Source organism: Roseovarius sp., from assembly GCF_965277045.1.
In the GTDB taxonomy this organism is placed as follows: Bacteria; Pseudomonadota; Alphaproteobacteria; order Rhodobacterales; family Rhodobacteraceae; genus Roseovarius.
Genome location: NZ_OZ255712.1, coordinates 652094 through 678514, shown reverse-complemented (window position 1 = coordinate 678514; position 26421 = coordinate 652094). Strand labels below are relative to the sequence as shown.

Here is a 26421-nt window from a genome sequence, read left to right as displayed (position 1 = left end):
ACGCCCGCCCCGGGCGTGGCGTTAATCTTTGCGGGTCCCGGAAAATGGCACCGACGCGATGCCACCCAAATACCGACGCGATACCGACACGCGTTTTGACCATTAACCATTGCGCCCTTCGCCTTGCACCCGCCCCGGCTTTGACGTTACCTCTCCGCATGACCGGCCCCCGCTACACCGATATCGTCCGCGCCCTGCCCGCCTCTGTCCCCTTCGTCGGCCCCGAGGTCCGCGAGCGCGAAACAGGCACGCCTTTCGCCGCCCGTCTCGGCGCCAACGAGAACGTCTTCGGCCCTTCGCCCAAGGCCATCGCGGCGATGCAGGAGGCGGTCGGCGACATCTGGAAATACAGCGACGCCACCAGCCACGATCTGCGCCACGCCCTGGCCGCGCATCACCGCGTGGACCCTGAAAATATCGTTGTGGGCGAAGGGATTGATGGGCTTCTGGGCTATCTGGTGCGCTTGCTGATCGAACCCGGCGATGCCGTCGTCACCTCCGATGGGGCCTACCCCACCTTCAACTACCACGTGGCGGGCTTCGGCGGCGACCTGCACAAGGTGCCCTACAAGGACGATCACGAGGATCCGGCCGCGCTCTTAACCAAAGCGAAAGAGGTTGGCGCGAAACTCGTCTACCTCGCCAACCCCGACAACCCGATGGGCACCTGGCATGACGGCGCTAAAATCTGCGCAGCGCTCGACGACCTGCCCCCGGGCTGCCTCTTGATGCTGGACGAAGCCTATATCGAATTCGCCCCCGACGGCACCGCGCCGGAGACACCCATAGACGACCCGCGCGTCATCCGAATGCGCACCTTTTCAAAGGCTTACGGCATCGCAGGCGCCCGCATCGCCTATGCCATGGGCGCGCCCGACCTGATCCGGAGCTTCGACAAGATCCGCAATCACTTCGGCGTCAACCGCATCGCCCAGTCCGGTGCCCTGGCGGCCTTGCAAGACGAGGACTGGCTGGCCAAGACGATCGCACGCATGGCCGAGGCCCGCGGCCGCATCGCCGAGATCGCCGCCGCCAACGGCCTGCACAGCCTGCCCTCGGCCGCCAATTTCGTCGCCGTGGATTGCGGCCGCGATGGTGATTTCGCCCGCGCGGTGCTGAACGATCTGATCGAGCGTGGCCTTTTCGTGCGCATGCCGGGTGTCGCCCCGCTCAACCGCTGCATCCGCATCAGCTGTGGCCGCCCCCAGGACCTCGATCTGCTGGCAGAGACCCTGCCCAAGGCGTTCGACGCGGCCCGTACATAGAAATTAACTGACAGCAGCGGGTCCTGCATTAAGATCACGGGCATGAGACGTGGACAGATGCCCGAAGCGCCGAATTACACCAATGCCGCACTGGTAATGGGGCTGGTCAATTTGCTTTGGGTTTTCATGGCCTTGTGGATGATGTTCGGCCTGCCGGTGGTGATGGCGGTGGGCTATGGGCTGAACCTGCTGATCACCCGATTCAGCCGCTCGAACGCCTAAGGCGCGGCCAGAACCTGCGCCGCCCTCTGCACCGCGCCGTCGCCATGCGCGATATTCAGCGCAGTCAGCCCCGCCTCGACAGCCCCCAGCACGCCCAGCAGCGCGTGACCGTTCAGATGCCCCATATGCCCGATCCGGAAATAGCCGGTGCTGCGCGGGTCATCCTCGGTCTGCATGCCCAAACCGATCCCCAGCGTGACCCCCATATGCGCCTCGACCCACTGGCGCAGGTCTTCGCCCAGGGGCTTGCCGATCGCCACGGACGTCACCGCCCGGCTGCGACGCGCGGCCTCGGTGATGTTCAACCTCAGCGGCCCCTCCGCGCCCCAGGCCTCGCAAGCGGCCCAGACCGCGCGGGCCAGCCTGTCGTGCCGCGCCCAGACCGCCTCGATGCCTTCTTCGCCAAGCATATCAAGGGCTTCACGCAAGCCATACAGGTGATGCGTCGGCGCCGTGCCGCCGAAATACTGGTAGAAGAGGTCCGGCTCGGTGCGCGGCACCCAATCCCAGTACCGGCTGACGCGCGGAACGGTCCGGCGCACATCCGAGGCCTTGTCGTTGAAAAAGACAAAGCCCAGCCCTGGCGGTGTCATCAGCCCCTTCTGGCTGCCCGCAACCATCACGTCGACGCCCCAGGCGTCCATCTCGAACCTGTCGCAAGCCAGCGAGGCAATGCAATCGGCAGCCAGCAGCGCGGGATGCCCCGCCGCATCCATCGCCCCCCGCACGGCGGCCACATCGTTCAGAACCGACGAGGACGTGTCCACATGCGTGACCAGCACCGCCTTGATATCATGCGCTTTATCGGCGCGCAGCGCATCCTCGACCGCTTGGCAGTCAACCGGCGCCTGCCGCCCGAAATCCAGCATCTGCACCTCGATCCCCCGCGCCTCGGCCACCTCGGCCCAGCCGTGCCCGAACCGCCCCGTGGCCAGCACCAGCACCCGCTCACCCGGCTGCACAATGTTGGCCAGGCTCGCCTCCCACGCGGCGTGTCCGTTGCCGATATAGATCGCGGCATGCCCCTTGGTGCGCGCGACGCCGCGCAGGTCCGCCACCAGGCCCGGCATCATGTCGACCAACTCGCCGGCATAGATATTGGGCGAGGCGCGGTTCATCGCCCGCAGCACCCGGTCGGGCATGACCGAAGGGCCGGGAATGGCCAGGTAGGGGCGTCCGCCGGCACCGCTCATTACACGTCTCCACGTCAAGAATTGCGTGCAACTTAGCCGCATCCCGGGCGCCGTCAATCGCCGTTCCTTGCCACGGGCGCGACCTGCCCCTACATGGGGGCGTCACCGGACCATGGCGAAGGGCCCAGATGAATTTCTTCAAGCGGATCAGCAACTGGGAACGCGACTTGCGCGCGTCTTACAACACCGACCTGTCGACGCCGGAAAACCGCCGCCGGGCGCGTATCTACAACCTGTGGTTCGACCACGAGATCCTGCGCACCGTCTGGACCAACTTCTTTCAGATCGCACCGGGCGTCTATCGCTCCAACCACCCGACGCTGAAGCGTTTCGCCAAGATGAAGGCCAAGGGCATCAACACGGTGCTCAACCTGCGCGGCGACTACCCGTCGGCGCATTACCACACCGAGGTCGAAACCTGTCGCAAACTGGGCCTGAACCTCGTCAGCATCAGCCTTCAGGCCCGCCATGCCCCCCCCGCCGAGGACCTGCTGGCGTTAATCGACACGTTCCGGACGCTGGAGAAGCCGTTCGTCATGCATTGCAAGTCCGGCGCCGACCGGGCCGGCCTCGCCTCGGCGATCTATCTTCTGGTGATCGAAGGGGCACCGATCGACGTGGCCCGCCGCCAGCTTGGCCTGCGCTATCTGCATGTCCGGCGCTCCAAGACGGGCACGCTCGACCATATCTTCGACGTCTACGAGGCCCGCAACGCGCAGGCGCCCATCTCGTTCGAGGACTGGCTTCGGACCGAATACGATCACCTGGACCTGCAGGCCGATTTCCAGACCACGTACAAACCGTGGTTCTGAACGCGCGTCAGTAGCGCCGCGCCAGCTCCTCGGGGCGCGCCCCCGCAAGATACCGCAGCAGCAACAGCAGGTTGCGCCCGCCCCGGCGCAGCCACCCGTCGCGCCTGTAGCGTTCCGCGCTGGTGGTCGCGACGGCACCAAGCAGCGTGATCCGACGCCCCAGCGCCTGCGCCATGGCCACGTCTTCCATCAACGGGATGTCGCGGTAGCCGCGCGCCGCATCATACTCCGTGCGCGGGATCAGCAGCCCCTGATCGCCATATGGCAGCCCGAAGAGCCTACTGCGCAGATTGGCCCATCCCGCCACCAGCCTTGGCGCCACGCCCTGGGCGTCGAACGCCAGCCGGAAGGCCGCCGCGCCGCGCCCCGCCGCGATATGGTCCTTCACGATCTCGGCCCAGCCTGGCGACAAAACGCTGTCGGCATGCAGAAACAGCAGCCAATCGCCCTGCGCCACCTCTGCCCCGCGTCGCAACTGCCCCCCGCGGGACGCCGCCCCTTCGACCAGCCTCGCGCCGGCAGCCTCCGCGACCCGAACCGTCGCGTCGTCGGATCCCCCGTCGGAAATCACCAGCTCCCGGATCAGCCCGGCCTCCAGCCCCTCGGCCAATGCGGGCAGCGAACGCCGCAGCCCGTTTTCGGCATTCAGTGTCGGCATCACCACGGAAAGTTTCGCGCGCATCGCTGCTGGCCCTGTCAATTCACATCGATTTTCTTATATGACGGCCATGACAAAGACGAGGCCCGCCATGACCCGCAGGATATTTCAGATCACCGGCCCCGAGGCGCGCGATTTCCTTCAGGGGCTGGTCACCAACGACATCAGGAAGCTGGACCACGGGATGGTCTACGCGGCCATGCTGACGCCGCAGGGCAAGTACCTGGCCGATTTCTTCCTTGTGCCCTGGGACGGGGAAGTCCTTCTGGACGTCGCGGCAGACCTGGCCTATGGCCTGATCCAGCGGCTCAACATGTACAAGCTGCGCGCCGATGTGCAGATCGCCGAGACGGATCTTGCGGTCTGGCGCGGCACCGGCGAACGGCCCGAGGGGGCCTTCGACGATCCGCGCCATTCGGCGCTGGGATGGCGTCTCTATGGCGCCGAGGCGGGCGATGACGGCAGCGATTTCGACGCGATCCGCGTCGCCCATTGCATCCCGGAAACCAACATTGAACTCACGCCCGACACCTTCATCCTGGAAGCCGGATTCGAGCGGCTGAACGGCGTGGATTTCCGCAAGGGGTGTTACGTCGGGCAGGAGGTGACAGCGCGGATGAAGCACAAGACCGAACTGCGCAAGGGGTTCGCCTCGGTCGATCTGGAGGGCAGCGCCCCGGTCGGCACGGCGATCACGGCCGACGGCAAGTCGGTGGGCACGCTGTTCACCCAATCGGGCGACCGCGCCATCGCCTATCTTCGTTTCGATCGGGCCACCGGGACGATGCAGGCCGAGGAGGCTACCCTGCGCCTGCCCGACTGATGCGACGTCTCGCCGCAGCCGCCGAAGCGGCCGGGCGGAACCGGCTCAGGCGCGCTCGGCGTATTCCATCGTCTCGGTGTTGACGACGATCTCCTCGTCGGGTCCGACGAAAGGCGGCACCATGACCTTGACACCATTGTCCAGAATGGCCGGCTTGAAGCTGTTGGCAGCCGTCTGCCCCTTCACGACCGGCTCCGTCTCGACCACGCGGCAGTTCACTTTCTGCGGCAGGGTCGCGTTCAGCGCCTCGTTTTCATAGAATTCTACGGTGATTGTCATGCCATCCTGCAAGAATGGCCGACGCTCGCCCAGAAGGTCGGCAGGCAATTCGATCTGTTCGTAAGTCTCTGAATCCATGAACACAAACATCCCGTCAGTTTCATAGAGAAACTGCTGATCCTTCTGTTCCAGGCGCACACGTTCTACTTTGTCCGCGCTTCTGAACCGTTCGTTAAGCTTTGATCCGTTACGAAGGTTACGCAGCTCGACCTGGGCGAACGCGCCACCCTTGCCGGGCTTGACATGGTCGACTTTGACGGCGCTCCAAAGGCCGCCATTGTGTTCCAGGACATTACCGGGACGTATCTCGTTTCCGTTGATTTTGGGCATTGTGGCGAAACCATGACAAGAGGTTGATCGATGTTCGCCCAAACCTATATCTAGTCGTGTGATGTCATGCAAGACGACGACATATCGTGCTGCATTCGCAGCAAGCCATGCAAACCGCGCAGACGTGTTATGCGTTTCGGGACTATCCGAATCGCTGAAAACCCGTCATAACCGGCGCCACGCCTGAGACACAAGAGCAATAAAAACAAGGACGAAACATGAAAGATTTCGTTGACGGTACGGCTTTCAATGCTGAGCAAGGAAACCGTGCCCGCAAACTTTTCGCAGCCGTCGTACTGGCTGCTCTGGACGACGCGATTGCCGACGACAAGAAATACGGCAATGGCCCGGAACAGATCGCCCGCTGGGCGCGCTCTCGCGATGGTCGCGAAGTGCTGTCCTGCGCGGGCATCGACCCGAACGAACGGGTGGTCTCCGGCCTTATGGACTTCGTGGGCAAGGGTGTACGCACCTCGGTTGCCCTGTCGCGCGAGGAAAGCGAGCGTCGCAACGCCGCCGCGCAGGCCGAAGCCGCCTGAACCCTCCACGTCGTCGAAATTGAATTTGCCCCGCCTCACCGGCGGGGCTTTTTCGTTCCTGGGTCAGGTTGCGGCAACAAAGGCGCGACAGAACACCGGCCAAGGCAGCAGCCCCCTGCCCGGCGCTCACAGAGCGTCGCGGTCATCGAAACGCATTCCAGCTGACTCTCGCTTGGCGTGACCCGCTGGTTTCCCGAGGCCGAGCGTCTGCGGGCCGAATACGTGGCCGATCTCGACCCGCTTGCCGCCGCGCCCTGCCCGGGATCGCCCATCTTTGTTCTGATACCCGGCAGCAAGGCCACCATCGCCGCTCTGGCGGCACTCCGTGCCAATGGCTGGGATATGAGCCTCGCCGCGCGTCTGCGGCAAGGCGGCCATGTCCTCGGGTTTTGCGGCGGCGATCCTGTGCCTGGGCGCAGAAGGCATCGTTCCCGGTGTCGGCCACCTGAACCAAGCCCCAATCCTGCATTCGGAAAATCGCCTGACGCGCCTGCAAGCGGCCCACAGGCGCCAGGCTGGATGGCTATGAGTTCACCTCGGTCGGACCGAAGGCGCCGCCGTTAATCCAGTTCCTGGCCCATCATCGCGCGATGGATCTCGCGGCGCACCAGTTTGCGGACGTTCCGGGTGATACGCTCCCCCAGGGTGCCCTGCAATTCCTGCCGAACGATTTCACTCACCAGGTCGCGCAGGGCGTCCTCGTCGAGAACGGCATCGGTGTCTTCGCGGTACCAGGCCTCCGCGCCCCGGGCCGTGTCCGCGTCCTGCTCCGCCGGGCTCTCACCGAAAGACCCGTCGGCCTCGCCCGGCGATGTGGACTCGCCGGATGCGAAGGTCTCGGACGATGGCATCTCGTCCTGGGCGTCGTCCTGCGATGACTCCTCCGTGTCGTGATGCGCGGCCCGCGGAATGAAAACCGGCGTCGCGGTCTCGACGTGATCTTCCCAGGGAAGAGGCTCGGTCCGTCCGCCGGCATATGCGTCTTCGGAGGCGCCATCTGGTTCCCACTGGTCCTCACGGGCAGCCACGGCGGCTTCGACCTCCGCGATCCGCGCCTCGAGTTCCGATGTTTCCGGCTCGCGGTCCAGTGCTCCTGTTGCGTCCTCGGGCGCATCCGCATCTGTGTAGTCGAAGGCCACGTCGTCGTCGACAAAGGTCGCGGCTTCGAAATCAGCACCTGTCTGCGCATCCCCGTCGTCCGGCAGAGTATCATCCTGCCAGTCATCGGCGGAATCGTCAGACATGTCTTCGGCCGTGTCCTCGGCGGTCAGCCAGTCCTTGAGATGCGCATCATCGTCCGAGCGCATGTCGTCGTGCGACGCGGCCATGGCATCGTCGTCGGCCTCGGGCCAGGGTTCGGCCGTCTCGCCCACCAGCGAGTCGTCCTCGCTATGGTTGTCCCATACGTCCGCGGAAAGGTCATCAATCTCCTCGGTGTCTGACCCGACGGCTTCGACGTTCGTGTCGGGCGTGACCTGCCATTGTTCCAGCGCCAGGTGTTCCGCGTCGTCCCCCGCTGGGTCGGCGGCGACATCTTCCTCCTCCGGCCTGACCCGGAATGACGGCGTCAGCACCAGCCGCGCTTCGCCAGGCCCGGCGGCACCCTGCGGTTCCGGCGCGGGGTCTTCCGCGTCTGCGCTCTGTGTCGATGTGCTGGGGCCCGGTGCCTCGTGCGGTGGTTTCGCCACGTGCGATTCGAAACGTTTATCAACCGAGACCAGCCGACGGATAGACGACAGGACGTCCTCGATTTCCGCATTCGAGACGGGATCAGACATGCTCAACTACCATTCTTGCCTGGGCGACAGTCTAGCGACTGACGCAAATTGGCACAACATTTTAGAACGCCGCCTTTTAAACGCTTTCGCGCACCGGGCGGTATCATCCCGGGCCGTTACTGCCGCCCGAGCGATTTCAGGACCCGGTCCAGCTGTTTGCCTTGCCTACTGATTGGCACCGGAGCGTCCTTCACCAGGTTGTAATAGGCCGCCGGATCATAGGTCTGCACGTTGAGCTTCAGGTCCTTGGCCGTCAGCTGTCCGATGGCCGCAAGCACCTGGTAGGCTGCAACCGCCACGTCCACGTCGGCCGAGATCAGGTTGCTGCGCGCGTTCAGAAGTTCCTGCTCGGCGTTCAGCACGTCCAGCGTCGTCCGCGCTCCCAGCGTCGCTTCCTCGCGCACACCGCGAAAGGCGACCTCCGCCGCACGCACCTGCTCGCGGCTCGCCTCGCGCACGACCCGCGCCGATTGCAGGATCGCAAAGGCGTTGCCCACATCCTGAATGACGGCGCGCCGCACCACGTGCAGATTGCCACGCGCAGCGTCCCGCTGCGCCTGTGCCTGGCGCTTCGCCGAGCTCAGCAGACCGCCCTGATAGATCGGCGCCTGCATGTTCAGCCCCACGCTGCCCGAGCGCGTGTAATCGCTGCCGTCGAGATCCTCGCCGACGCCCAGCCGCCCCTGGGCCGTGAACCGCGGCTTCATCGCGGCATCGGCGGCAAGGATCGTCAGATCGGCCGAGGCAACCTGCCGCTGGGCCTGCAGGATATCCGGGTGATTGCGGGCCGCGATGTTCTTCGAGGCTTCGATCCCGGCGGAGAGGTTCGGCAACCCACCCGGCGTCCGCAAGGTACCCGGCGTGCGCCCGACGACGGCGCGGTATTCCTCCACCGCTTGTGCAAGATTGCCCTGCGCCTCCGCCAGTTCACCCTCGGTGCTGGCGACCCGCGCCTCGGCTTGCGCGACATCCGTGCGCGTGACCTCGCCGACCTCGAAACGGTCCCGCGCGGCTCTCAGCTCCTGCCGCAGAAGACGCAGGTTGTTTTGCCGCAAGGACACGAACTGGCGGTTTCGCTGCACATTGTAGAACGCCGCGACGGCCCGCAGCAGAACCTGCTGCTCGATGCTGCGCAGGGATTCACGCGTCGCCAGAACCGTCTCTTTCGCCGCGTCGATGCGGAACCGGGTCTGTCCGAAATCGAACAACAACAGTTCCAGCACGATACCGGTGTTGAAATTCGTGCTGCGGATCGGGTTGATCAGGCCACTGGTCTTCGCCTTGCCAAAATCCCGCGTGATGTCCGCGGTCCAGTTGATGATCGGCCGCAACTGCGACACGGCCTGCGCGACATCCTCGTCGGCGGCCCGCAACAGGGCGCGGTTCTGTTCGAGCAATCCGCTGTACTCGTAGGCCCAGGCCAGCGTCTCGCCCAGCGTTTCGGATTTTGCAGCCCCCGCCAGGCCGGTCATCCCGGCCACCGCGACTGCACCCGCGAAGAAACACGCTCTGATCGACGACAGTGCGCGCCCCTTGGAAACGCGGCCCTTACCGGCCGTCACTTGCGTCCAGCACGTCATAGCGAAAACGCCGCTTGTCGTTCGAAGCCCGGCAGAACCGGGGCCCCGGCGTTGAAGTCGAAACGCCAATTCATCGCGCCATCCACCTTGTAGCCCACACGCACCGCTCCCAGCCGGCCCTCGGCGAAGAGACAGGCCATGCGGCCGCCCTCCTTCAGCTGGTCGGTGATTGTCTCCGGCAGCTCGTCGACCGCGCCCTGGATCATGATCACATCGTAGGGCCCGTGCTCGGCCGCGCCCTCGGCCAGAGGCCCCTCATGCACGATGACGTTGTCTGCCCCACGCTCCGACAGGATCGACCGCGCCTCCTCTGCCAGGTCTTCGTTCTCCTCGACCGCGACGACCGCCTCGGCCATGCGGGCCGCGACGGCAGAGGAGTATCCAAGCCCGCATCCCAGATCGAGCACAAGCTCGTTCGACCGGATATCCAGCGCATCCAGCATCTTGGCCAGCGTCCGGGGCTCGAGCACGACGCGCCCGCCCCCGAGGTCGATGTTCTCCCCGACATACGCCGCTTCTCTCAGGTGGCGTGGCACGAACGCCTCGCGGGCAACCGCGAGCATCGCATCGATGATTGGAAACTTGGTGACGTCGGCGGGGCGCACTTGCGTATCGACCATCATGGTCCGGCGTGCGGAGTAATCCGTCATTGGACGTTCCTGTAGCTGCATTGTCCTCACGGAGTTTCTGCCACAAACCCTCGACCCTCACAATGCCCATAACCCCGTAAGCGTCAGAGCGACCCTTTGAAGCAACACTGCGCGCGACGCCGCAAAGGCACGCCGCGTCCAGGTCCGGCTTGGCCAACCGCGCCACCGCCCCACCCGGCGGACGCGATCCCCATGCGCCGATCGTCCTGTACGCCGAAATGAGCGCGGTGGCATAGCAGCGCCCGGAAGACCGAAACCCCGGCCAGAACGCATGCTTCACGCCGGTCTTCGCCGACGGCAAAGGCGGCTGCTGGCACCGAAGCTTTCCAGATCCGCGCGCGGGGTCTGGACAACGCCTGCACGAAACACTAATCAGGCATCTCAGGCCGATTGGCCCACCACGGACGGCGAGTTGGCGGAGTGGTGACGCAGCGGATTGCAAATCCGTCTACACCGGTTCGATTCCGGTACTCGCCTCCAAAACAAACACCTAAGCCTCTGATTAATATGGGTAAATTTTGAAGTTCGCCGGAATACTTATGCAAGTACCCGCCCAAAGCCAGTAGGTAACATTTCCTTTGTAGCTGCTACACAAAGATCCGCATCACTTGACGAACGTCAAACCACACCGCGCACAGGACCGATCTACTTTAGGCAGATTGCAGGAAATTTCAGCCCTGTATCGTCCGCCAGTGAGAACTCCGCTCTAGCTCAAAAAAACCAAGGGGCAGATCATGACTCTGCAAGGCAAAGGTGTGGAATTTTTCAACGGCAATCGTTGACATGCCCTCTCGTCCGTTCTGAGCGTTTCGACGGGTCGGTATGCTTCAAAGCGATCGTGCACATTTCTACTCTGCGGATAGCTCCAATTCAGTGATCGCCCAGATTGCCATACTTGCTTACTCAACTTCGTGGCAGTGCGAGGAACGACACCTCTCGTGCAATTTTAATGCGCAACAACTGCAAAAATGGTGGCGCCTACAATCGATACGGCTCGCTTGAAATCACCCAAGTATCTGATATTGAGCAGTTTTCGCGCCTATCATGATCATCGTGACGATCTTCATCGCGATATTCATACATGGTGCCACACCATGTTGATCAAGATCATCTTGACTTGTACGGCGAAAAGCCGTACATAGTACCTCTAGAGCAAGAGGAGCCACCCGATGTTTGCTATGATCGAGCCCGTCGATACGGGTGAACGCATGACTGCGCGCAAAGAAGTTCGTATGCGCCCAAGCGACGAAAACCGCATCAAAGCTGCGGCCGCTACTGTTGGCTTGAACGAAGCGGACTTCATTCGTCAAGCCGCTCTTCAACAAGTTAGCGAAGTGGAACGTCGTTCAACGATGTCGGTTTTGCCTGTAGAAGCTTTTGAAGCATTCAAGAGCGCAGTTTCTAGGCCGGGCAAAGTTATCCCGGGGTTGGCCAAAGCTGCCGCTCAAGCGGAGGGCATCCTAAAGGATGCCTGAAGCACAAGCTGATGTAGCTGAACTGACAATCTCACAATTCGACAAAGCGCTGCATGACCGCAGCGCTTTTTCGTGTGGCTTCGAACCAATTGATAAGTTTCTCAAGGAGGCTCTGACTGATCATATCAAGTCGGGATACTGCACCGCGTTTATGGCAACAGATGAGGAGCAGAAGGAGGTAATAGGCTTCTATACACTAAGTGCGTTCGCAGTCAGTCCTGAACACATCGAAACGCCCAAACGGCCGCGTCCTCCGCCTACTATCCCCGCTACCTACATAAAAGCCGTGGCAGTCCACGAAGACTGGCAAGGCAAAGGAATTGGACGGGCACTGATGGTTCACGCTCTGAGACAAGCAATGGAGATTTCGGAGAAAGTCGGACTCATGGCCGTTATTCTGGACGTCTTGCGAGATGAGGCCTTTGACCGCCGTTTCGCGTTTTATGAGGAGCTAGGGTTTCAGCCAATGAATGATCCAGACAACGTTGATCGCGTCTATCTCAGCATGAACGATATACGAGCCTCGCTTGGCGCCTAATGCCCAATGCGTCTTGCATTCAACATTTAAGCGCGTTGAAAGCGGCAATTTCAGAAAGCGTTTCCGTCGCTAAAGCGGTAGCAAACATTCAAACTAAGTTTCGACATCTTGAGAGCAACACTCCCAGAAGATGCAAAGGCATTACACTTTTGCCAAGCGACATTGGTCGGGAAGAAGGAGGCAGCGATGAGCTATAACGAAAGCACGTTGCGTGACGACCTAATTGACAAGCTTGAACTTCTTGAGCCCGGGCTGATCTACTCGCAGAAAGAACAGTACATACCCAACAAGTTCGGAACTCGAAGCTTCATTGACTTCGTTGCACGGGATGCGACCAACAAGCTGGTCCTAGTTGAAGTGAAAAAAACAAAGGCGGCGGAGCGCGAAGCCGTCCACGAGGTGCTCAAATACATTGATGGAGTAAAACGGCACCTTGGACTGAAAGAAGATGAGATCAGGGTTTTTGTCGTTTCGCCCGATTGGTCTGAGCTTTTTGTGCCGTTCTCGTCGTTGGTTCACCGAACTCACTGCTCTGTTGTGGGCTTCAAGCTCAGGGTCACCGAAACAGGCGAAGTCACGGGCGCACATGAATTAGAACCACTTGGTGGTACGGGGGAACGCTTTGTCGCGCCGTGGCACGAGCTACGGTACTTCGCGGATGAGACAGCCTGCAATGAAGCCATAGCCGCATACGAGGAGGCCTGTCGTCAAAAGGGCATTGAGAGTTTCGTACTTCTAGAACTGCATCCAAGTAAGAGTTTTGAAGAAGGTATTTCCTCCCCAAAACAGCAGTCTATGCACAAAATCATAGCTGAGATGTCTGGCTCAACGCCAGAGGGCTATATGTTACCTAAGTACAAACGGGCATTGTACTTCGCGATGCAGCAACTCTCAGAAAGTGAATATGCGTCTATTCTACGAGCTTCAGGCGCCGACTGCTCAGAAACCTTCGAAGTGCTCGAAGATATGGAGGACGAAGAGGAGAGACTGTGCACTCTGCATGAAGCAGTTCTGGATTTACAACCTCGACCAGAGTGCGATTTCTTGGAAATCGGGTATCCTGCGAAGATTAAGTCCCGACTGTTAGAAGATGATGGTTGGCTGATCGATACCGTTCACCGCTTCGGTGCATTTTCACGGAATTTGGAAATCTTGTCTGACGAAGTCATCGTGGACGAAATTTGTGGTCAAGATGGTGCGGGTTACCAACAGTTCTCGAAGACATTTGATCCAGCTAATAAGACAGAAGTCGCTTCAATCGTCGGTGGTATCGAGCGCTGCTTGTCTCAAAACAATGCTTGGAGGAAACAAATCCGTGAGGCGCTGCGTGAAATTGTGGATGCGGCAGATGCCGATGCCGTCAATTTCACGCTCTTTAACCCATCAACTGCGCTACTCACATTTTACTTGGCAGTGAGCCACGGAGAGCCAGAGCAATACGTGCCCAGCTATTCATTCTATCGAGAAGTCGACGGCAAAAAGATCATAATATTCGGTTGTCTTCGTTGGGACGGCTCGTTGGCAAAATTGGATACGGTGTTGAGAAAGCACTATGGTTCCTCTATTTCTCAGATGCTCTTCTCGCTTACTTGGGGCGGATATGACGCTCAAGACAGCAAAGTAATGCGGACGATTGGCTTTCGTTACCGGAGCTTCAAGGTTGAGATCGCAGGAGCAAAACGGTCGTTCTTCCAAATGACCGAAGAAGGGTGGGAATCTTGTGCAGAATTCCATCCCTTAAGCGATTTCAAACGAATATTTGATGAGAACGAGCCGCTTATGCGTGAAATCTGCGAGCTATATTCGGAAAACTGGTCTGGTGGTTTGGTTGACCTATCGGGGATGTCTTAGCATCATCGGTGCACCTGATGACCGACGAATTAAAGTTAGGAAAGGAGAGTCTGGGCACTGTACAGGTCTTTCTTCTCTGAGCTTCCCAACGACCGGATTGGAAGATAGAGATCAACAACGCATTTTACGATCAATAGGTAACCTGCTGATTTTCCTCGGGCCTTCTACAGTTCATTTTACAAATTTTCCCAATTTATTCAGCGCGCTTCATGGGATTGCAAATCCGCTGAGCACTCCTGCCTTTTTGATCGACTTGAACGCAAAGCGGACATAGATCCAAGGCCGGTTTTGTCCCGCAAACCTGGCCTTGGCCGGCCGTGGATCGAGCGTCCGCTTTGGAGAGCATGCTACGAGCGCGTAAGGTCCATTATGTTAAGTCGTAGTGACCGGCCGCGGTCCGGCAGAACCGTCAGTCTAAAGAAGTACCAAACGGTCTTCTCCGAACGCAAACTCAAGGGAAACTTTCGGATGCTCCCGGCGTACTTGAGTACGCCCTGGCCGTAGGTACAGGTGCCATGTCTGAAACTGCGTAGGCTCGGGATTTGCGAAGGCTTGGCAGGCAAGCACCGCGATATTTTCTAACGCATCTGGGTGCCGAACCGATGCATAGCGTATTAGCTCGCAACCCTCTGCTCGAACACGATCAGCAAGATCTAGGCATGCGTTGTAGTCCACTGGATCCGCCCACAGAGCTGCATCATCAGACATTGGCGGTTCGGTTAAATCGATTGAAATAGGAGTGCTGACTGGCACACTGAATGCGGTGTACGTACCCGGTTCCTTTGGAAGCGGGGTCCCCGCCGAGCCTTCGAAGAATATTTTTCTCTGCCAGACCGTTTCTGCAACAGCAGTGATTGGATCTTCCGCGCCGTAAAATACACCTGGAGTTTCACCCATCCTACGAAAGCGTGAGTTCCAAGGATAACGGCCATAACGAAACGGGGTGAATAGAAGATAGTGCAGGTGCTGACACTCCGGGGGAACTGGAGGCTTCGTCTCCTCCAGCACTTGCTCCAACAGCTCTTGCTCCTCGCCGCTGTCGACAAGCTTCGTGGTCGAAACAACGTGCTGGGCCTCAACAAGGCGCCAAACTTCGTTTGCGTAGGGCTTATACGGGAGCTCTGGCGGCATCGAGATAGTTCATCACACGAACAAGACCTTGCGCTGTCTTCACTTCGTCCTTTGGTACAGTGTTAAGGTGCGTGTTCTGGTTGGCCATCCAAGCTTTCATCGTCGCAGCGTCACCGTGCGCAATGGCGTCCAGAGATCGAAACACACGCACCAGGCATGCAGCAAGCTCGAACGGCTTGCCGCTTAGCGTGTACTGTCCATCTTTAAGGCGGGAAACCGAAGGAGGACTAACGCCAATCACTGTAGCAAGCTCAGCCCCTGAGAGCCCGAGCGCCTGCGAGGCACGAAACACGGCTTTGCCCAGCACTGCGCCAGAAGCCGTCTGAAGCGAAGTATTTGGTTGGTTCATCTAGAGCCGCCTCCGTTTCTCATGAAATTTATATATCATATCCTTACTCAAGAAACAAGTATGCTGTCTGGCCTGGTGCGCGGTGGAAGCACCTAGAACACCTCATGATACTTCGCAATGCGCTCACGAGCTGCCGCCCCGTTGACGAGAATTCCGATGAACCCAGCGGAAACGCGCGACATGAAACTTCAATTGTTTATCGAGGCCTGCACTTGGAGCCGGAGATCAACACGATATTCCAGAGCCTCGGTGGCCGGGAGAAATAGCCGCAAGGCCGAGAGGTCCATTATGTTAAACGTTGGTCGCATTGCACACGCGTAGCTCCTCAAGCGAACTGACTATACCGGCCTCAAGGGTTTTCAAATGCGGCTCTGTCTATCTGCCGGAATATGAAGTCAGAATTAATGACGCGCCCAAATCGCGATTCTTCGCCGCCACGAATGACAATTCCCAGCCATTTCACTCGAAACTCCCCTTGGTCTCGAATCACTTCGAAGACTGGCGAACCGCTCATCCCATCCTCGAAATAGCGATCCTCCCCGACCGTCCTAAACAAGTATACGTCCTCGGAAGTCGTCTTTTCTACCAATTCCACAAAGCTAGACACGACGAGCAAATCGACCACACCGTTGTGGTAGTCGACGTTTTGCAGCCTAGTCGGGTAGCCTAGATTTAAGGCTATTTTGCCAACCTCTGCAGCGATTCCATTATCGTGAGACACCTCCAGAAATTGCGAAGTCAGAGTTCTGTGGGGATACTGAGACGGATCAAACTCGTAGATAGTGAAGTCTAAATTTTCTTCGCGTTCAATTTCTTCGGGTACATCGACGGTCCACATTGTGCTCGGCGTGATCACTGACTGACCAGGATCACAGACTATCCCTAGCTGACCAGTTTGGCCGAGTTTTCGTTGGTGGTCAGTGGAAATCGCAAAGTAGCGCCCTCTGTACTTGATACCGGAAGCGCTTCCCAGGTGTTGGAATTGATAAATATTGTCGTCGGTGCAGTTGACGAACCGCAGTGCGTAACGACCAAGGTGCTTTTGAAGCTCTTTTGGTGTTACAAATAGCGGCCCCACTTGGATCGCGGTCTCAAGCGTATATCCTGTTATTCCAAGAACATTGAGAAGATTGAAACGGTCCTGCAAACAACGCTCCACTGCAATCTGTGGCGGCATACACCACTCGGCGCGAGACGTCCCCGAGAGCGACCGCGAACACGCTTCCTCTATTCGAGAGTGATGCTAACTCGGTGTCTCGATCAACTGCTAGTACTTTGGAACTCATAGTTTTTCGCATGGGTGATCGAATCGGAAGCCAGGCGACCCTATTAAGCGAATTTGAGCTCCATGGCGCTTAAGCGCCCTTATGTTAAATGTTGGTTTTGCGCGATGCAGGCGGCCAACCAAACCCTGCAAACAAAGCAAACCCTGCACGCCAAGGTCTTGCTAAACAACAAGACTTTTCACCCATTCTGAAACCGCTGCGCCCATGGACGTGATGTGATCAGAATGTGTAAAGCCAGAGACGCGTTTGCGTGGCTTGAGATCGTGATCGCCGTCTTCAAACCAACTCATCTGGATTGCCAAAGAAAGCTCATACTCGCTGACTTCATTCTTCGACCCAAACCGGTCGCGCGTTCCCTGACAGATCAAGGTTGGGGTTCGCAAATCTTGAAGATGCTCAGTGCGAAGCTTATTGCGTTTCCCAATCGGGTGAAATGGGTAGCCTACACAGAGCAAACCAGCGATGCGATCCGCCTCAAACAGCTCATCCGCAATCATACTTGCAACACGCCCCCCCATAGACTTCCCGCCTATGATGAGTGGGCCATCAACTTGTAGCGTTTCGATTGCCGCCAAGTACTCGGACTTCAGATTTTCGGCACGCGGAGGAGGTTTCCGCGTTCCCTCAGTTCGCCGGGCAACCATGTATAGGAATTCAAACCGAACAACTCTAAAATTATGCTCAGCAAGTGCATCCGCAATTGCGGTCATTGCAGGAGAGTCCATCGGCGCACCGGCGCCATGTGCAAACAGGATGGTGGCCCTTGCAGCTTCAGGTCCGCGCTCCAAGAATTCGGTCGGCATGGTCTTTCCTGCTCCTAAGGCGGTCGCAGCACTTATAAAAAGAAGCAAATACTACTACGCAACCACCGCGGCAATCCTGGCGCACCCCACCCCATGCACGGCTATCTGTGGAGAAGAGAAGAAGCCCTTTGGGGTTTCGAAGGATCTTGATAGCAAATTGCCTAGTAGATGAAGGCAGTAAACGCCGATCTTGAGCTACCCGGCCCCTGCTTCTGTGGGGCCAAAAAGTTGTCTTCCTTTGTCGTCATATAAATAGGCCGGAGAAGATTGACACTCAGTACACCGTAGCTTGGAGATTAAGGACAATGCATTAGCGGAAGTAAGCCTCTTTCCCAGAATAGGCTCGAGTTTGTCCGACGAAACTTCAGATACCCTCCCACACGAACACTTGCATGTGATGTAGGCCAGCGCCCTTTGAATCGACTTATTGGTTTCCGGGAAAGGTATGCCAGCTTCGACTGCCAAAATCCGAACTGCTTCTTCGAAACCCGCGTTTTCCATCTCGCGAACAAAACGAAAGACATCACCTTTGGCCTTGCAGTCGAAACAGTAGTAGTAACCTTTGCTCTCATCGACGCGAAAGCTAACGGACTTCTCTATTTTGAATGGACACTTAGCCCACATTTCCCCCTTTCCTGGGTTCGACTTTCTTGGATCCCAAACCACGCTACGGCCCGCCAATTTGGTCAAAGAAGAACGGGCGCGCACTTCATCTATTAGATCGCGAGGTAGACACATACCTGCAACCTAGCCAACGCCCAAAGGTCGTCCAACACTTAACTCGTCGACTTGGGCATTTTGAAGTGCGAAGTGGGTAGCTCGGTAGTCTACGATTTTCATTGCGGTTCACTGGACTAGAAGTACTTGTTCGCGCCATATTGGCACCCAAAAAGAGAATTATACTCAAAGGGTTGACGTAAGGCAGCTGGCAAAACGGGAATGAACACCGCCGCGGACATAAGGCAATCGGATATTCTTGATCGATGTGTCTCCATCGATCTCGAAGTCGATCCTCAGAAGGCGAAGATCTTCGCCTTCGCGGCTGTCGTGCGCGACCCAGATAGCCCTAGCCTCGTTGTGAAGGGTCACGTCGAAGCGGGACTCCCGCGGCTCGATGACTTCTGTCGAGGCTTCGATCACGTCATCGGGCACAACATTCTTCGCCATGACTTGCCGCATCTCGCAGCCGCCTCACCCAGGTTTGTGAAGTTAGCTGATGCTCCAATCGACACGTTGTGGCTCAACCCATTGGCCTTTCCACGCAATCCTTATCACCACCTGGTCAAACATTACCAAGATGGTCGCCTGCAGACGGGGCACATCAATGATCCTGAATTCGATGCACGTCTAGTGTTCGAGGTCTTGGAAAACCAAATCAGCGAGTTTCGCCGGCTTAACGAGCGGGCACCAGATGCCCTGATTGCCTATCACTATTTGTGCTGTCGCAAGCCGAACAGCGGCGGCTTTGATCAGTTGTACTCAGAAATCCGCAGGTCCGCGGTCCCGACGCAGAGCGAAGCTAAGAATGCAGTTCGTCGTTTGCTTAGGGGAGCGGCTTGTTCTGCAATTGTTGAGCAAACGTTGGCCCGTCTCGACGACACAAGTCTTTGTTGGCCTATGGCCTACGCGCTCTCTTGGATCTCAGTGGCTGGCGGAGACTCCGTCATGCCGCCTTGGGTTCGCGTGCAATTTCGAGAAGCGTCGCACATTGTGAAGGCCTTAAGAGACACCAACTGCGGTGATCCAAATTGCGAGTATTGCCGCACACATAACGATCCTAAACAGGCTTTAAAGCGGTGGTTCGGCTTTGATGACTTTCGTCCAGAACCCATCGATGAGTTCGGACGTCCCTTACAGGAACGTATCGTGGAGAGCGCGATGCAAGGCGAAAGCCTTCTAGGCATCCTCCCAACGGGAACTGGCAAATCGATCTGCTATCAGATCCCTGCGCTCTCGCGCTTTGACAAGACTGGTGCGCTGACCGTTGTGATATCTCCGCTCGTCGCACTTATGGCTGACCAGGTTCAGGGGTTAGCGCGGGCGGGTATCTCGTCAGCAGTTACGATAAACGGATTGCTTTCGCTTCCCGAGCGGCAGGACGCATTGGACAAGGTGCGTATGGGAGACGCCGCCATTCTCCTGATTTCACCCGAACAGCTGCGCAGCATGTCGGTGCGGTCTGTCCTCGCGCAACGCGAAGTCGGGTTATGGGTTCTCGACGAAGCGCACTGCGTCTCGAAATGGGGCCACGACTTTCGGCCTGACTATCGATACGTTGGCCGCTTCATCAAGGAACGGTCAGATGATGAGGTCGCCCCCATCCTTTGTCTCACTGCAACCGCGAAACCTGATGTAGTTCAAGATATCCGAGGACACTTTAACGAGCGCCTTGGACTTGAACTCACCTTGCTCGACGGCGGTGCTTCTCGCTCCAATCTTAGCTTCGAGGTTCTCCCGACCCAACGATCTACCAAGTTGGCCGACATCCTGGATCGAATAGAGGAATACCTCCCAGCATCCGGGGCCTCTGGCGCTGTTGTCTATTGCGCGACGCGAAGCGCCACGGAGCGCGTGGCCGAATTTCTGAAGCAACAGGGTCTGGCAGCCGAGCGCTATCACGCAGGTCTATCGGCAGACGAGAAGCGAGAAATCCAGGAAGCGTTTCGCGTCGGCGAGCTTCGCATCATCGCGGCAACCAACGCGTTCGGGATGGGCATCGACAAGCCTGATATTCGACTTGTTGTGCACGGAGACGTACCCGGTTCATTGGAGAACTATCTACAAGAAGCGGGTCGAGCGGGTCGGGACCGTGCCCCTGCTCGTTGCACGCTACTTTTCAGTACTGAAGATGTTGATCGCCAGTTTAGCCTGAGTGCCCGCTCGCGATTGGCGCGCCATGAGATAAGCGCGATCCTCAAAGCCGTCCGGAGGCTTGACGGAAAAACACGCAAGAACGGGGAAGTCGTCGCGACTTCGGGTGAAATCGTCAAAGAAGAGAAAGACCACGATTTCCAGCGCGACAGCACCACTGACGATACGCGTGTCAAAACAGCCGTAGCTTGGCTTGAAGAGTCAAGACTCCTTCGGCGCGAGGAGAACCGCGTTCAGGTGTTCCCAGCCTCACTACTGGTAAAGGAAATTGATCAGGCCAAGTCGATCCTCGATCGCGCATACATCACAGACACGCGACGGAGCCAGCTTCTCAAGATTGTCCAGCACATCATCAACGCACCCCCGGAGGAGGGGATTTCGACAGACGACCTTAGTGGCGCAAGTGGGCTAACGGGACCAGCCTTGCGCAGAGCGCTCACCGATCTAGAAGCGCTGGGCATCGCCAATGACGACACCAACATTACGATTTTTGTGCATGTCGGTGTGGAGAACGCTTCGCAGGCTCGGTTTGAAGCGGCCGCAAAGCTTGAGGCTGGATTAGTCTCTATACTGCGGGAAGAGGCATCCGATGCGGATGATGGAGAGCCAACGCCTTTCAATCTCGCAGCAACCAGCCAGGTCCTCAGAGAAGCCGGCCACGACACTGTGCGCCCAGACGTTGTGGAGGGTCTTCTACGTGGAATGGCGCAAGACGGCCGGGACATGGAAGGCGGCCGGGGAAACCTGCACGTTAGAAAGGCCTCGCGCGGAAGTCTGTTTGTTCGGCTGCAACGCTCCTGGTCCATTGTCGACAAGACCGCCGAAATCCGTCGCCTCGGAGCCGAGCGACTTCTCTCTTATTTAGTCGGGAAAGTACCAAGGGGGGTACGAGGAAAAGATATCGCGGTTGAAACGACCTTGGGTGGCTTATTGGCAGCGATAAACGGCGACGCCATGCTTCGAGGAGCCGTCAGCGACCCGAACAAACTCATGGATCGTGCGCTTCTCTGGCTGCATGAACAGGAAGTCGTAACGCTCGGCAAAGGTCTTTCGGTCTTTCGACCAGCAATAACTCTTCACCTTGACCCCAAGGGAGGGAACTTCACGGTGCAAAACTTTGCGCCGCTTGAAGAGCACTACACAGAGCAAACCATCCAAACTCATGTCATGGCGGCCTATGCCGAGAAAGGCCTCGAAAGCATCGACGACGCCGAGAGGCTTGCGGAAGATTACTTTGTTTTGGAGCGCGACGCATTCATGCGTCGATGGATGCCCGGCCGTGGCACAGAGTTTCGCCGGCAAGCAACAGGTGAGACATGGACCAATATCGTCGACTCGTTGGGCAACAGCACCCAAGAGCACATCGTTCGTGACGATCGCGAGCAGACCAATGTTCTTGTGCTAGCCGGCCCGGGCTCGGGGAAAACCCGTGTTCTGGTGCATCGCATTGCCTACCTGTTGAAGATTAAGCGGGAAGACCCCAGAGGCATTCTAGTCCTTGCCTACAATCGGCATGCCGCCGCTGAGATCCGCGAGCGACTGCGCATTCTGATTGGAGATGAAGCCCGCTTTGTAACCGTCTCGACCATTCACTCACTAGCGATGCGCCTCGTGGGTGCGAGCTTTGCGGGAACCGCTGCCGCCGAAAACCCAGACTTCGATAACCTGCTGATGGATGCCGTTCGACTTCTGCGTGGAGATGGCAAGGACAAGATCGCCGCCGAGTCGCTGAGAGATACTCTAATTCAGGGGTATCGCTGGCTTCTTGTCGACGAATACCAAGATGTCGGCCCGGAAGAATATGCTCTCATTTCCGCAGTTGCAGGCCGGAGTCTTGATGATCCGGATCTTCGCATCAGTCTCTTCGCGGTTGGAGACGACGATCAGAATATCTACTCGTTTGCAGGCGCCTCTATCCGTCACATCCGTCAGTTCGACGAAGACTATTCTGCAAAACCAGTCTTTCTGACCGAAAACTATCGCTCAACAAACAACATCATTTCCGCGGCTAATGCGGTAATCGAACACGCCGCGGATAGAATGAAGACAGGCCACGACATCATGGTCGATCCGGCGAGGCGAAATGATCCGCCAGGCGGCGAAATGGCCGGGCTTGATCCGGTTGCCCAAGGAAGAGTTCAAATTCTGGAATGTCCCCAAGGCAACGACGCACAAGCGATGGCAGCGATCGACGAGCTTGTTCGCTTGTCCCGGTTGATACCCGATTGGTCTTGGTCAAAGGCAGCCGTCATCTCACGAGACTGGAAGAAACTTGCGCCTGTCCGAGACTTTGCGGAGGCGCTGAACATTCCCGTCGAGGTCGCGAATGAACAGCTGCCCGGCCTTTGGCGCATGCGCGAAATGCAAGCGTTTGTCGAAGCGCTCCGTCAAGACCAAAGCCGAGTAGTTTCGATATCCGATCTGACGGACATTCTAAACTCGATCCCTAGCTCGCGTTGGACCAATCGCATTGGCGAAGGCTTGGGTTTGCTCGCGCGCGAGATCGATAATCGCAGCATGCCTGCTGCGGATGCAATTGAATGGTTGGCCGAATTGTCTCGGGAATCTTGGGGTGAGCAACGCGGACTGAAGCTCCTAACAGCACACCGGGCAAAGGGACTCGAGTTCGATGATCTCGTCATTCTCGATGGAGGTTGGGAGCGCCCGTCCCGGAATGAAGATCAGGACGCGCCACGAAGGTTGTTCTATGTCGCGATGACCCGCGCGCGCCGAAACCTCATAGTTATGAGCAACGATAACCACGAATATCTCCCGACGCGATCACCCGCGATTATCAGCCGAACCGTAACGCCTGACCTCTCAAACTTCCCAGGTCCCAGGCGGTATTTCCAATCCGCTGAAACGAGCAGTGTCGATTTATCCTTTGCTGGTCGCCTCGGCCATCAGAATGAAGCGCTGAATGCGATTGCTGATGCGAAAGTCGGCGACCCAGTCTTTTTGGATCTTCAGGAACACCCATACACTGTTCGCGATGCAAGTGGTCGAAGCATTGGCCGTATGGCAAAGAGCTTCTCAGCTCCGCGCAACACCAAGTTTTTACGCGGAGAGGTGGCCGCAATCGTTCTCAGGCGGAAAGACGACAGCGACGAAGCATACCACCATACACTTAGGCGAGATGCGTGGGAGGTTGTCGTGCCAGAGTTGGTTTTTGAAGTGTTGTGACCTTGGGGAACGGGACGCCGCGGAATCCAGGTTCACCTACCATATGACCGGCCTATTGCGCCGCAAGTCCCAAGCCAATCTTCCTGTGCCCTTATCACTGGCGAAATGGCGCCCAAATCCATCCCTCGCCTTCTGGAACACCTTCTACGGGGGCCTCTAGGTTCTCACGTCTTTTTCGGAACTCCTGAGCAATATGCGCACAAACACGTGCATCGGCGATATCTGCTTCTCTACCGAACAAGTCTGGTTTCGTGTGGCCGAGGCGGTCGCGACAAAGAGCAGGATAAGTTTCGATCACGGTAAAGTTTCCGCCATCAGTCCACACTCCAACTTCGTTGGACTTGGGAGCAAACTTAGCCACGACGTGCATGGCCTTGGTGGCCTGGCTACCGATCATATCCTTGATCGCAGAAAGTGGCTGCACTCCCTCCGAAAAAAGTCGGCGCTCAGTTAACCGATAAAGGTATTCGTTCTTCGCTGACGTGCCAATCTCGCCAGACATAGGTTCCGACAGCAGAAGTGTTCTAAACGCGGCCGGGAAACCTAGCGGAGCATCTATTGCGAGCACAACCTTTGCGTCTTCAATTTTAATTTCATCAAGCTGGCAAAGGGAGAGAAGGTGACCCAAGAATTCCGACGTGGACGCCGCGGTGTTTACACACTCCCTTAGGTTCCCACGCCAAGGCGCTCCAATTCCCGCCCCAATACCGTTCAAGGCAACTAATGCGTCGCGGCTATTTCGGTTTCTGTCGCAATTCCAGCCGCCTACGTCCCAACCCAAATAGCAATCCATTACATCACCCAATCATCCTAGGAGAGATTAATACGCCTGCTTGCTCGGCAATACCCCTCTCACACCGCCGCGCGGCTCCTCAACGTCGCCTTTGCGCCGTGGTATCAAGTGGACATGACAGTGGAATACTGTCTGACCTGCAGCCTCTCCCGAATTCACACCCATGTTGAACCCATCGATGCTGGGGTCCAGGCGAAGCAAGTTCGACCTAGCTTCCTGCATAAGCGACTGAATTGCGTTGAGCTCAGGCTGAAATAGCTTGAAGTAATCGCTGATGTGGCGTTTCGGGATGATTAGACAGTGCCCTTCGGTCACTGGAAACCCATCTCGAATTACGAACGCCAGTTCGTTCTCCGCATCGACCCTATCCGCGGACAGTTCGCAAAAGATGCAACCTTTTTCACGGTGCTGATAAAGGTCTCGGACCCCCCGAAAATCTGTATCGTCCCGATCGCGCTTCATCGCATTGCAGGAGTAGCAAAGAGTTTGAAGGTTTACTTCATTATCCGACCCGCCTTGGTTTCGCGGCAGGATATGGTCAACCTCAAGAGCTTTCTCATCCGCAGAGACACCGCAAAGCTCGCAACGAAACTTCGCCCGCTTCAGGACATCGTACCTCAGGGTTCCAGAGATGTAGCCGGACGCGACGCTTCGATGGGACCAGGCTCGTTCTCCCCGTTTTTCCAGGAAGATTTCGATCGCCGCGTCGCACGCTTGGATCAGGGCGTCTCGCTCCTCAGCGCTCAAGTCACCGGAACCCAGTAGTTGATATCCTGCGATGCTGCGTCCAGATCTTCTGACCTCTGTAATTCCATTGTTTGTGAGAACTTTTCCGACCATGTTTTTGGTCCGAAGCCCATAATATTCAACCTGCGACGGATCATACGCGAGCAGGGCGGTTGCGATCTCCTCAACGCTTGCATTGCCACCGCGGACTAACAGCTCTCGGAGCATCACCGGTTGATAAATATGCGACATCCGCATTTTTGTCGAAATGTACTCCGAGAGCTTTTCGAAAGCCGTAACCGCCATCTTCATGCACTCCGCTCGTTTGCATTTGCTATGAGCGCAGCATCGGGGTCGATCAGCTGGATCAGTTCGGCATGGATCTCTGGCCACTCAGAGCGCAGATCAACGGTTGCGACCGTCACGGGCATGCCAAGAAGGTGATAGTTCAGGCGCAAAGACTGTCCGCTCGTTGGATAAACAAGCAGCCCTGACACGCATCGTCCTGGCTCCTTCGCGTGTGTGTGAGCTAGGTAGGTAGACAATTGGTAGAGGTGCGCTGAGCGTACTTTTGGATCATAGCGACCGCCAGCCAGAACCTCTTTATAGTATTTTGCATCAGCCACAATTGTCCGTTCGCCAGATCTGAGTGTGATGTCGGTCTTCATGATAGGCAGAAATGCAAGATCAGCCTCGTCCTCGGCCTCCGCAAGCCAAGGCATGATCTCTGAAGCTGCGGAGTAACCAGCAAGCTCGGAGCGGTAGAAGTTTCTTAGAAAGTCTTCGAAGACCGCGGACATGCGCGTCTCGTCTTCAAGAATGCTCTGAAACTTGGAGCCACCGCCTTTGTCATCCGGCAAAAGCGCGTGGAAGACGAGCTCGCAGACGCGCATCAGAAAGGCGTACTGCGACGTGTTCCGCGAAAGCTGAACGCGATGGAACAGGTCTGATGAGAGCCGGATCGGTGAAACGCCTCCCATCCTACGCGCAGATGTCATGAGATCGTGTCGGAGACGTATTTCCACGTCCGCACAGTTGGCAAGTGAGAGCAAGCTCGCCTTCAGAACTTGATTGTGGAGTACGTCGGGTGTGAGTTCGTCTAGATCGCAGACCGCAAAGCCACGCAGCATGGTCTGCTGCTTTGTCATGATGTCTATCCGAAGTTTTCCACGAGGGGAGCGCGTCTCTTCAGTGACCTCAATATACCCACGGTCAAGACCGCGCCGCAGGAGCCGGTGCACTCCATCGTTCAATACGTTCCCAAGGAGATTCGGTAGGTCCGGGCT

The 26421-nt window shown here is 57.7% G+C and carries 25 protein-coding genes and 1 tRNA gene; 11 read left to right on the top strand and 15 right to left on the bottom strand.

All coding sequences use genetic code 11. From position 1 onward, the window contains the following. Positions 1–158: 158 nt before the first annotated feature. Positions 159–1265, top strand: coding sequence for a pyridoxal phosphate-dependent aminotransferase (locus ACQY4V_RS03290; protein WP_428515490.1), 1107 nt, complete (start codon positions 159–161; stop codon positions 1263–1265). A gap of 42 nt (positions 1266–1307) precedes the next feature. Further along, positions 1308–1487: a hypothetical protein gene (locus ACQY4V_RS03285; RefSeq protein WP_428515489.1), complete on the top strand. Its 180-nt coding sequence runs from the start codon at positions 1308–1310 to the stop codon at positions 1485–1487. Here the strand turns inward: ACQY4V_RS03285 and ACQY4V_RS03280 are convergent. Then, on the bottom strand, positions 1484–2680 hold the full coding sequence (locus ACQY4V_RS03280) for a pyridoxal-phosphate-dependent aminotransferase family protein (RefSeq protein ID WP_428515488.1): 1197 nt from the start codon (positions 2678–2680) through the stop codon (positions 1484–1486). The genes ACQY4V_RS03285 and ACQY4V_RS03280 overlap by 4 nt on opposite strands. A 128-nt stretch (positions 2681–2808) precedes the next feature. On the opposite strand from ACQY4V_RS03280, the gene ACQY4V_RS03275 reads away from it, so the two are divergent. Then, complete coding sequence (locus ACQY4V_RS03275) at positions 2809–3492, top strand: fused DSP-PTPase phosphatase/NAD kinase-like protein (RefSeq protein WP_428515487.1); 684 nt, start codon at positions 2809–2811, stop codon at positions 3490–3492. 7 nt (positions 3493–3499) lie between these two features. Here ACQY4V_RS03275 and ACQY4V_RS03270 read toward each other — a convergent pair whose 3' ends face one another. After that, the gene (locus tag ACQY4V_RS03270) at positions 3500–4174 is read right to left on the bottom strand and encodes a TIGR04283 family arsenosugar biosynthesis glycosyltransferase (RefSeq protein ID WP_428515486.1); all 675 of its coding nucleotides are present in this window, start codon (positions 4172–4174) and stop codon (positions 3500–3502) included. Positions 4175–4241: 67 nt separating this feature from the next. On the opposite strand from ACQY4V_RS03270, the gene ACQY4V_RS03265 reads away from it, so the two are divergent. Next, entirely contained in the window at positions 4242–4973 is a 732-nt protein-coding gene (locus ACQY4V_RS03265) for a YgfZ/GcvT domain-containing protein (protein WP_428517143.1), read from the top strand. Between the two features lie 45 nt (positions 4974–5018). Here the strand turns inward: ACQY4V_RS03265 and efp are convergent, their stop codons facing one another. Further along, a complete protein-coding gene (gene efp, locus ACQY4V_RS03260) occupies positions 5019–5582 on the bottom strand; it encodes an elongation factor P (RefSeq protein ID WP_152494414.1) in 564 nt (187 codons plus the stop codon). A gap of 218 nt (positions 5583–5800) precedes the next feature. On the opposite strand from efp, the gene ACQY4V_RS03255 reads away from it, so the two are divergent. Beyond that, entirely contained in the window at positions 5801–6121 is a 321-nt protein-coding gene (locus ACQY4V_RS03255) for a DUF6280 family protein (RefSeq protein ID WP_152491727.1), read from the top strand. Positions 6122–6247: 126 nt separating this feature from the next. Here the strand turns inward: ACQY4V_RS03255 and ACQY4V_RS03250 are convergent, their stop codons facing one another. Continuing rightward, positions 6248–6499 (bottom strand): hypothetical protein, encoded by a 252-nt coding sequence (locus ACQY4V_RS03250; RefSeq protein ID WP_428517331.1) that lies wholly within the window; start codon positions 6497–6499, stop codon positions 6248–6250. Here ACQY4V_RS03250 and ACQY4V_RS03245 point away from each other — a divergent pair. Further along, the gene (locus tag ACQY4V_RS03245) at positions 6392–6685 is read left to right on the top strand and encodes a hypothetical protein (RefSeq protein WP_428517141.1); all 294 of its coding nucleotides are present in this window, start codon (positions 6392–6394) and stop codon (positions 6683–6685) included. The two genes, ACQY4V_RS03250 and ACQY4V_RS03245, sit on opposite strands and share 108 nt — an antisense overlap. Here ACQY4V_RS03245 and ACQY4V_RS03240 read toward each other — a convergent pair. The 3 genes from ACQY4V_RS03240 to ACQY4V_RS03230 form a co-directional block, all read right to left on the bottom strand. After that, positions 6682–7899 carry a hypothetical protein gene (locus ACQY4V_RS03240; protein ID WP_428515485.1) on the bottom strand — a complete coding sequence of 406 codons (1218 nt, stop codon included), beginning with the start codon at positions 7897–7899 and terminating at the stop codon, positions 6682–6684. The genes ACQY4V_RS03245 and ACQY4V_RS03240 overlap by 4 nt on opposite strands. Positions 7900–8015: 116 nt before the next feature. Further along, the gene (locus tag ACQY4V_RS03235) at positions 8016–9479 is read right to left on the bottom strand and encodes a TolC family outer membrane protein (RefSeq protein ID WP_428515484.1); all 1464 of its coding nucleotides are present in this window, start codon (positions 9477–9479) and stop codon (positions 8016–8018) included. Then, positions 9476–10129, bottom strand: coding sequence for a protein-L-isoaspartate O-methyltransferase family protein (locus ACQY4V_RS03230; protein WP_152491725.1), 654 nt, complete (start codon positions 10127–10129; stop codon positions 9476–9478). The genes ACQY4V_RS03235 and ACQY4V_RS03230 overlap by 4 nt, the downstream gene beginning before the upstream one ends. Positions 10130–10535: 406 nt before the next feature. Between ACQY4V_RS03230 and ACQY4V_RS03225 the strand changes: the two genes are divergently transcribed. The 4 genes from ACQY4V_RS03225 to ACQY4V_RS03210 all read left to right on the top strand — a co-directional run bounded on the left by ACQY4V_RS03225 (position 10536) and on the right by ACQY4V_RS03210 (position 13993). After that, positions 10536–10609 (top strand) — tRNA-Cys (locus tag ACQY4V_RS03225). A gap of 689 nt (positions 10610–11298) precedes the next feature. Then, positions 11299–11604 carry a DUF1778 domain-containing protein gene (locus ACQY4V_RS03220; RefSeq protein WP_428515483.1) on the top strand — a complete coding sequence of 102 codons (306 nt, stop codon included), beginning with the start codon at positions 11299–11301 and terminating at the stop codon, positions 11602–11604. Further along, positions 11597–12142, top strand: coding sequence for a GNAT family N-acetyltransferase (locus ACQY4V_RS03215; protein ID WP_428515482.1), 546 nt, complete (start codon positions 11597–11599; stop codon positions 12140–12142). Before ACQY4V_RS03220 ends, ACQY4V_RS03215 begins: the two co-directional genes overlap by 8 nt. Positions 12143–12328: 186 nt before the next feature. After that, a complete protein-coding gene (locus ACQY4V_RS03210) occupies positions 12329–13993 on the top strand; it encodes an endonuclease NucS domain-containing protein (protein WP_428515481.1) in 1665 nt (554 codons plus the stop codon). A gap of 414 nt (positions 13994–14407) precedes the next feature. Here ACQY4V_RS03210 and ACQY4V_RS03205 read toward each other — a convergent pair whose 3' ends face one another. The 5 genes from ACQY4V_RS03205 to ACQY4V_RS03185 all read right to left on the bottom strand — a co-directional run bounded on the left by ACQY4V_RS03205 (position 14408) and on the right by ACQY4V_RS03185 (position 18300). After that, positions 14408–15001, bottom strand: coding sequence for an RES family NAD+ phosphorylase (locus tag ACQY4V_RS03205; RefSeq protein WP_428517139.1), 594 nt, complete (start codon positions 14999–15001; stop codon positions 14408–14410). A 100-nt stretch (positions 15002–15101) separates the two neighbouring features. Continuing rightward, positions 15102–15473 (bottom strand): MbcA/ParS/Xre antitoxin family protein, encoded by a 372-nt coding sequence (locus ACQY4V_RS03200; protein ID WP_428515480.1) that lies wholly within the window; start codon positions 15471–15473, stop codon positions 15102–15104. Between the two features lie 349 nt (positions 15474–15822). After that, the gene (locus ACQY4V_RS03195; protein ID WP_428515479.1) at positions 15823–16620 is read right to left on the bottom strand and encodes a hypothetical protein; all 798 of its coding nucleotides are present in this window, start codon (positions 16618–16620) and stop codon (positions 15823–15825) included. A 300-nt stretch (positions 16621–16920) separates the two neighbouring features. Then, positions 16921–17562 (bottom strand): alpha/beta fold hydrolase, encoded by a 642-nt coding sequence (locus ACQY4V_RS03190; protein WP_428515478.1) that lies wholly within the window; start codon positions 17560–17562, stop codon positions 16921–16923. A 195-nt stretch (positions 17563–17757) separates the two neighbouring features. Beyond that, the gene (locus tag ACQY4V_RS03185; RefSeq protein ID WP_428515477.1) at positions 17758–18300 is read right to left on the bottom strand and encodes a CHC2 zinc finger domain-containing protein; all 543 of its coding nucleotides are present in this window, start codon (positions 18298–18300) and stop codon (positions 17758–17760) included. Between the two features lie 201 nt (positions 18301–18501). Between ACQY4V_RS03185 and ACQY4V_RS03180 the strand changes: the two genes are divergently transcribed. Then, a complete protein-coding gene (locus ACQY4V_RS03180) occupies positions 18502–23616 on the top strand; it encodes a RecQ family ATP-dependent DNA helicase (RefSeq protein ID WP_428515476.1) in 5115 nt (1704 codons plus the stop codon). A 94-nt stretch (positions 23617–23710) separates the two neighbouring features. Here ACQY4V_RS03180 and ACQY4V_RS03175 read toward each other — a convergent pair whose 3' ends face one another. The 3 genes from ACQY4V_RS03175 to ACQY4V_RS03165 form a co-directional block, all read right to left on the bottom strand. Next, a complete protein-coding gene (locus ACQY4V_RS03175; RefSeq protein ID WP_428515475.1) occupies positions 23711–24244 on the bottom strand; it encodes a hypothetical protein in 534 nt (177 codons plus the stop codon). A gap of 192 nt (positions 24245–24436) precedes the next feature. Continuing rightward, positions 24437–25447: an HIT domain-containing protein gene (locus ACQY4V_RS03170; protein WP_428515474.1), complete on the bottom strand. Its 1011-nt coding sequence runs from the start codon at positions 25445–25447 to the stop codon at positions 24437–24439. After that, positions 25444–26376 carry a 5-methylcytosine restriction system specificity protein McrC gene (locus tag ACQY4V_RS03165; RefSeq protein ID WP_428517137.1) on the bottom strand — a complete coding sequence of 311 codons (933 nt, stop codon included), beginning with the start codon at positions 26374–26376 and terminating at the stop codon, positions 25444–25446. Before ACQY4V_RS03165 ends, ACQY4V_RS03170 begins: the two co-directional genes overlap by 4 nt. Between the last annotated feature and the right edge of the window lie 45 nt (positions 26377–26421).

Excerpts from the sequence above, each read along its gene's own strand:
- ACQY4V_RS03290 (WP_428515490.1), top strand. The coding sequence starts at position 159 with ATGACCGGCCCCCGCTACACCGATATCGTCCGCGCCCTGCCCGCCTCT.
- ACQY4V_RS03285 (WP_428515489.1), top strand. The coding sequence starts at position 1,308 with ATGAGACGTGGACAGATGCCCGAAGCGCCGAATTACACCAATGCCGCA.
- ACQY4V_RS03280 (WP_428515488.1), bottom strand. The coding sequence starts at position 2,680 with ATGAGCGGTGCCGGCGGACGCCCCTACCTGGCCATTCCCGGCCCTTCG.
- ACQY4V_RS03275 (WP_428515487.1), top strand. The coding sequence starts at position 2,809 with ATGAATTTCTTCAAGCGGATCAGCAACTGGGAACGCGACTTGCGCGCG.
- ACQY4V_RS03270 (WP_428515486.1), bottom strand. The coding sequence starts at position 4,174 with ATGCGCGCGAAACTTTCCGTGGTGATGCCGACACTGAATGCCGAAAAC.
- ACQY4V_RS03265 (WP_428517143.1), top strand. The coding sequence starts at position 4,242 with ATGACCCGCAGGATATTTCAGATCACCGGCCCCGAGGCGCGCGATTTC.
- efp (WP_152494414.1), bottom strand. The coding sequence starts at position 5,582 with ATGCCCAAAATCAACGGAAACGAGATACGTCCCGGTAATGTCCTGGAA.
- ACQY4V_RS03255 (WP_152491727.1), top strand. The coding sequence starts at position 5,801 with ATGAAAGATTTCGTTGACGGTACGGCTTTCAATGCTGAGCAAGGAAAC.
- ACQY4V_RS03250 (WP_428517331.1), bottom strand. The coding sequence starts at position 6,499 with ATGGCCGCCTTGCCGCAGACGCGCGGCGAGGCTCATATCCCAGCCATT.
- ACQY4V_RS03240 (WP_428515485.1), bottom strand. The coding sequence starts at position 7,899 with ATGTCTGATCCCGTCTCGAATGCGGAAATCGAGGACGTCCTGTCGTCT.
- ACQY4V_RS03235 (WP_428515484.1), bottom strand. The coding sequence starts at position 9,479 with ATGACGTGCTGGACGCAAGTGACGGCCGGTAAGGGCCGCGTTTCCAAG.
- ACQY4V_RS03230 (WP_152491725.1), bottom strand. The coding sequence starts at position 10,129 with ATGACGGATTACTCCGCACGCCGGACCATGATGGTCGATACGCAAGTG.
- ACQY4V_RS03220 (WP_428515483.1), top strand. The coding sequence starts at position 11,299 with ATGTTTGCTATGATCGAGCCCGTCGATACGGGTGAACGCATGACTGCG.
- ACQY4V_RS03215 (WP_428515482.1), top strand. The coding sequence starts at position 11,597 with ATGCCTGAAGCACAAGCTGATGTAGCTGAACTGACAATCTCACAATTC.
- ACQY4V_RS03210 (WP_428515481.1), top strand. The coding sequence starts at position 12,329 with ATGAGCTATAACGAAAGCACGTTGCGTGACGACCTAATTGACAAGCTT.
- ACQY4V_RS03200 (WP_428515480.1), bottom strand. The coding sequence starts at position 15,473 with ATGAACCAACCAAATACTTCGCTTCAGACGGCTTCTGGCGCAGTGCTG.
- ACQY4V_RS03190 (WP_428515478.1), bottom strand. The coding sequence starts at position 17,562 with ATGCCGACCGAATTCTTGGAGCGCGGACCTGAAGCTGCAAGGGCCACC.
- ACQY4V_RS03185 (WP_428515477.1), bottom strand. The coding sequence starts at position 18,300 with ATGTGTCTACCTCGCGATCTAATAGATGAAGTGCGCGCCCGTTCTTCT.
- ACQY4V_RS03180 (WP_428515476.1), top strand. The coding sequence starts at position 18,502 with ATGAACACCGCCGCGGACATAAGGCAATCGGATATTCTTGATCGATGT.
- ACQY4V_RS03170 (WP_428515474.1), bottom strand. The coding sequence starts at position 25,447 with ATGAAGATGGCGGTTACGGCTTTCGAAAAGCTCTCGGAGTACATTTCG.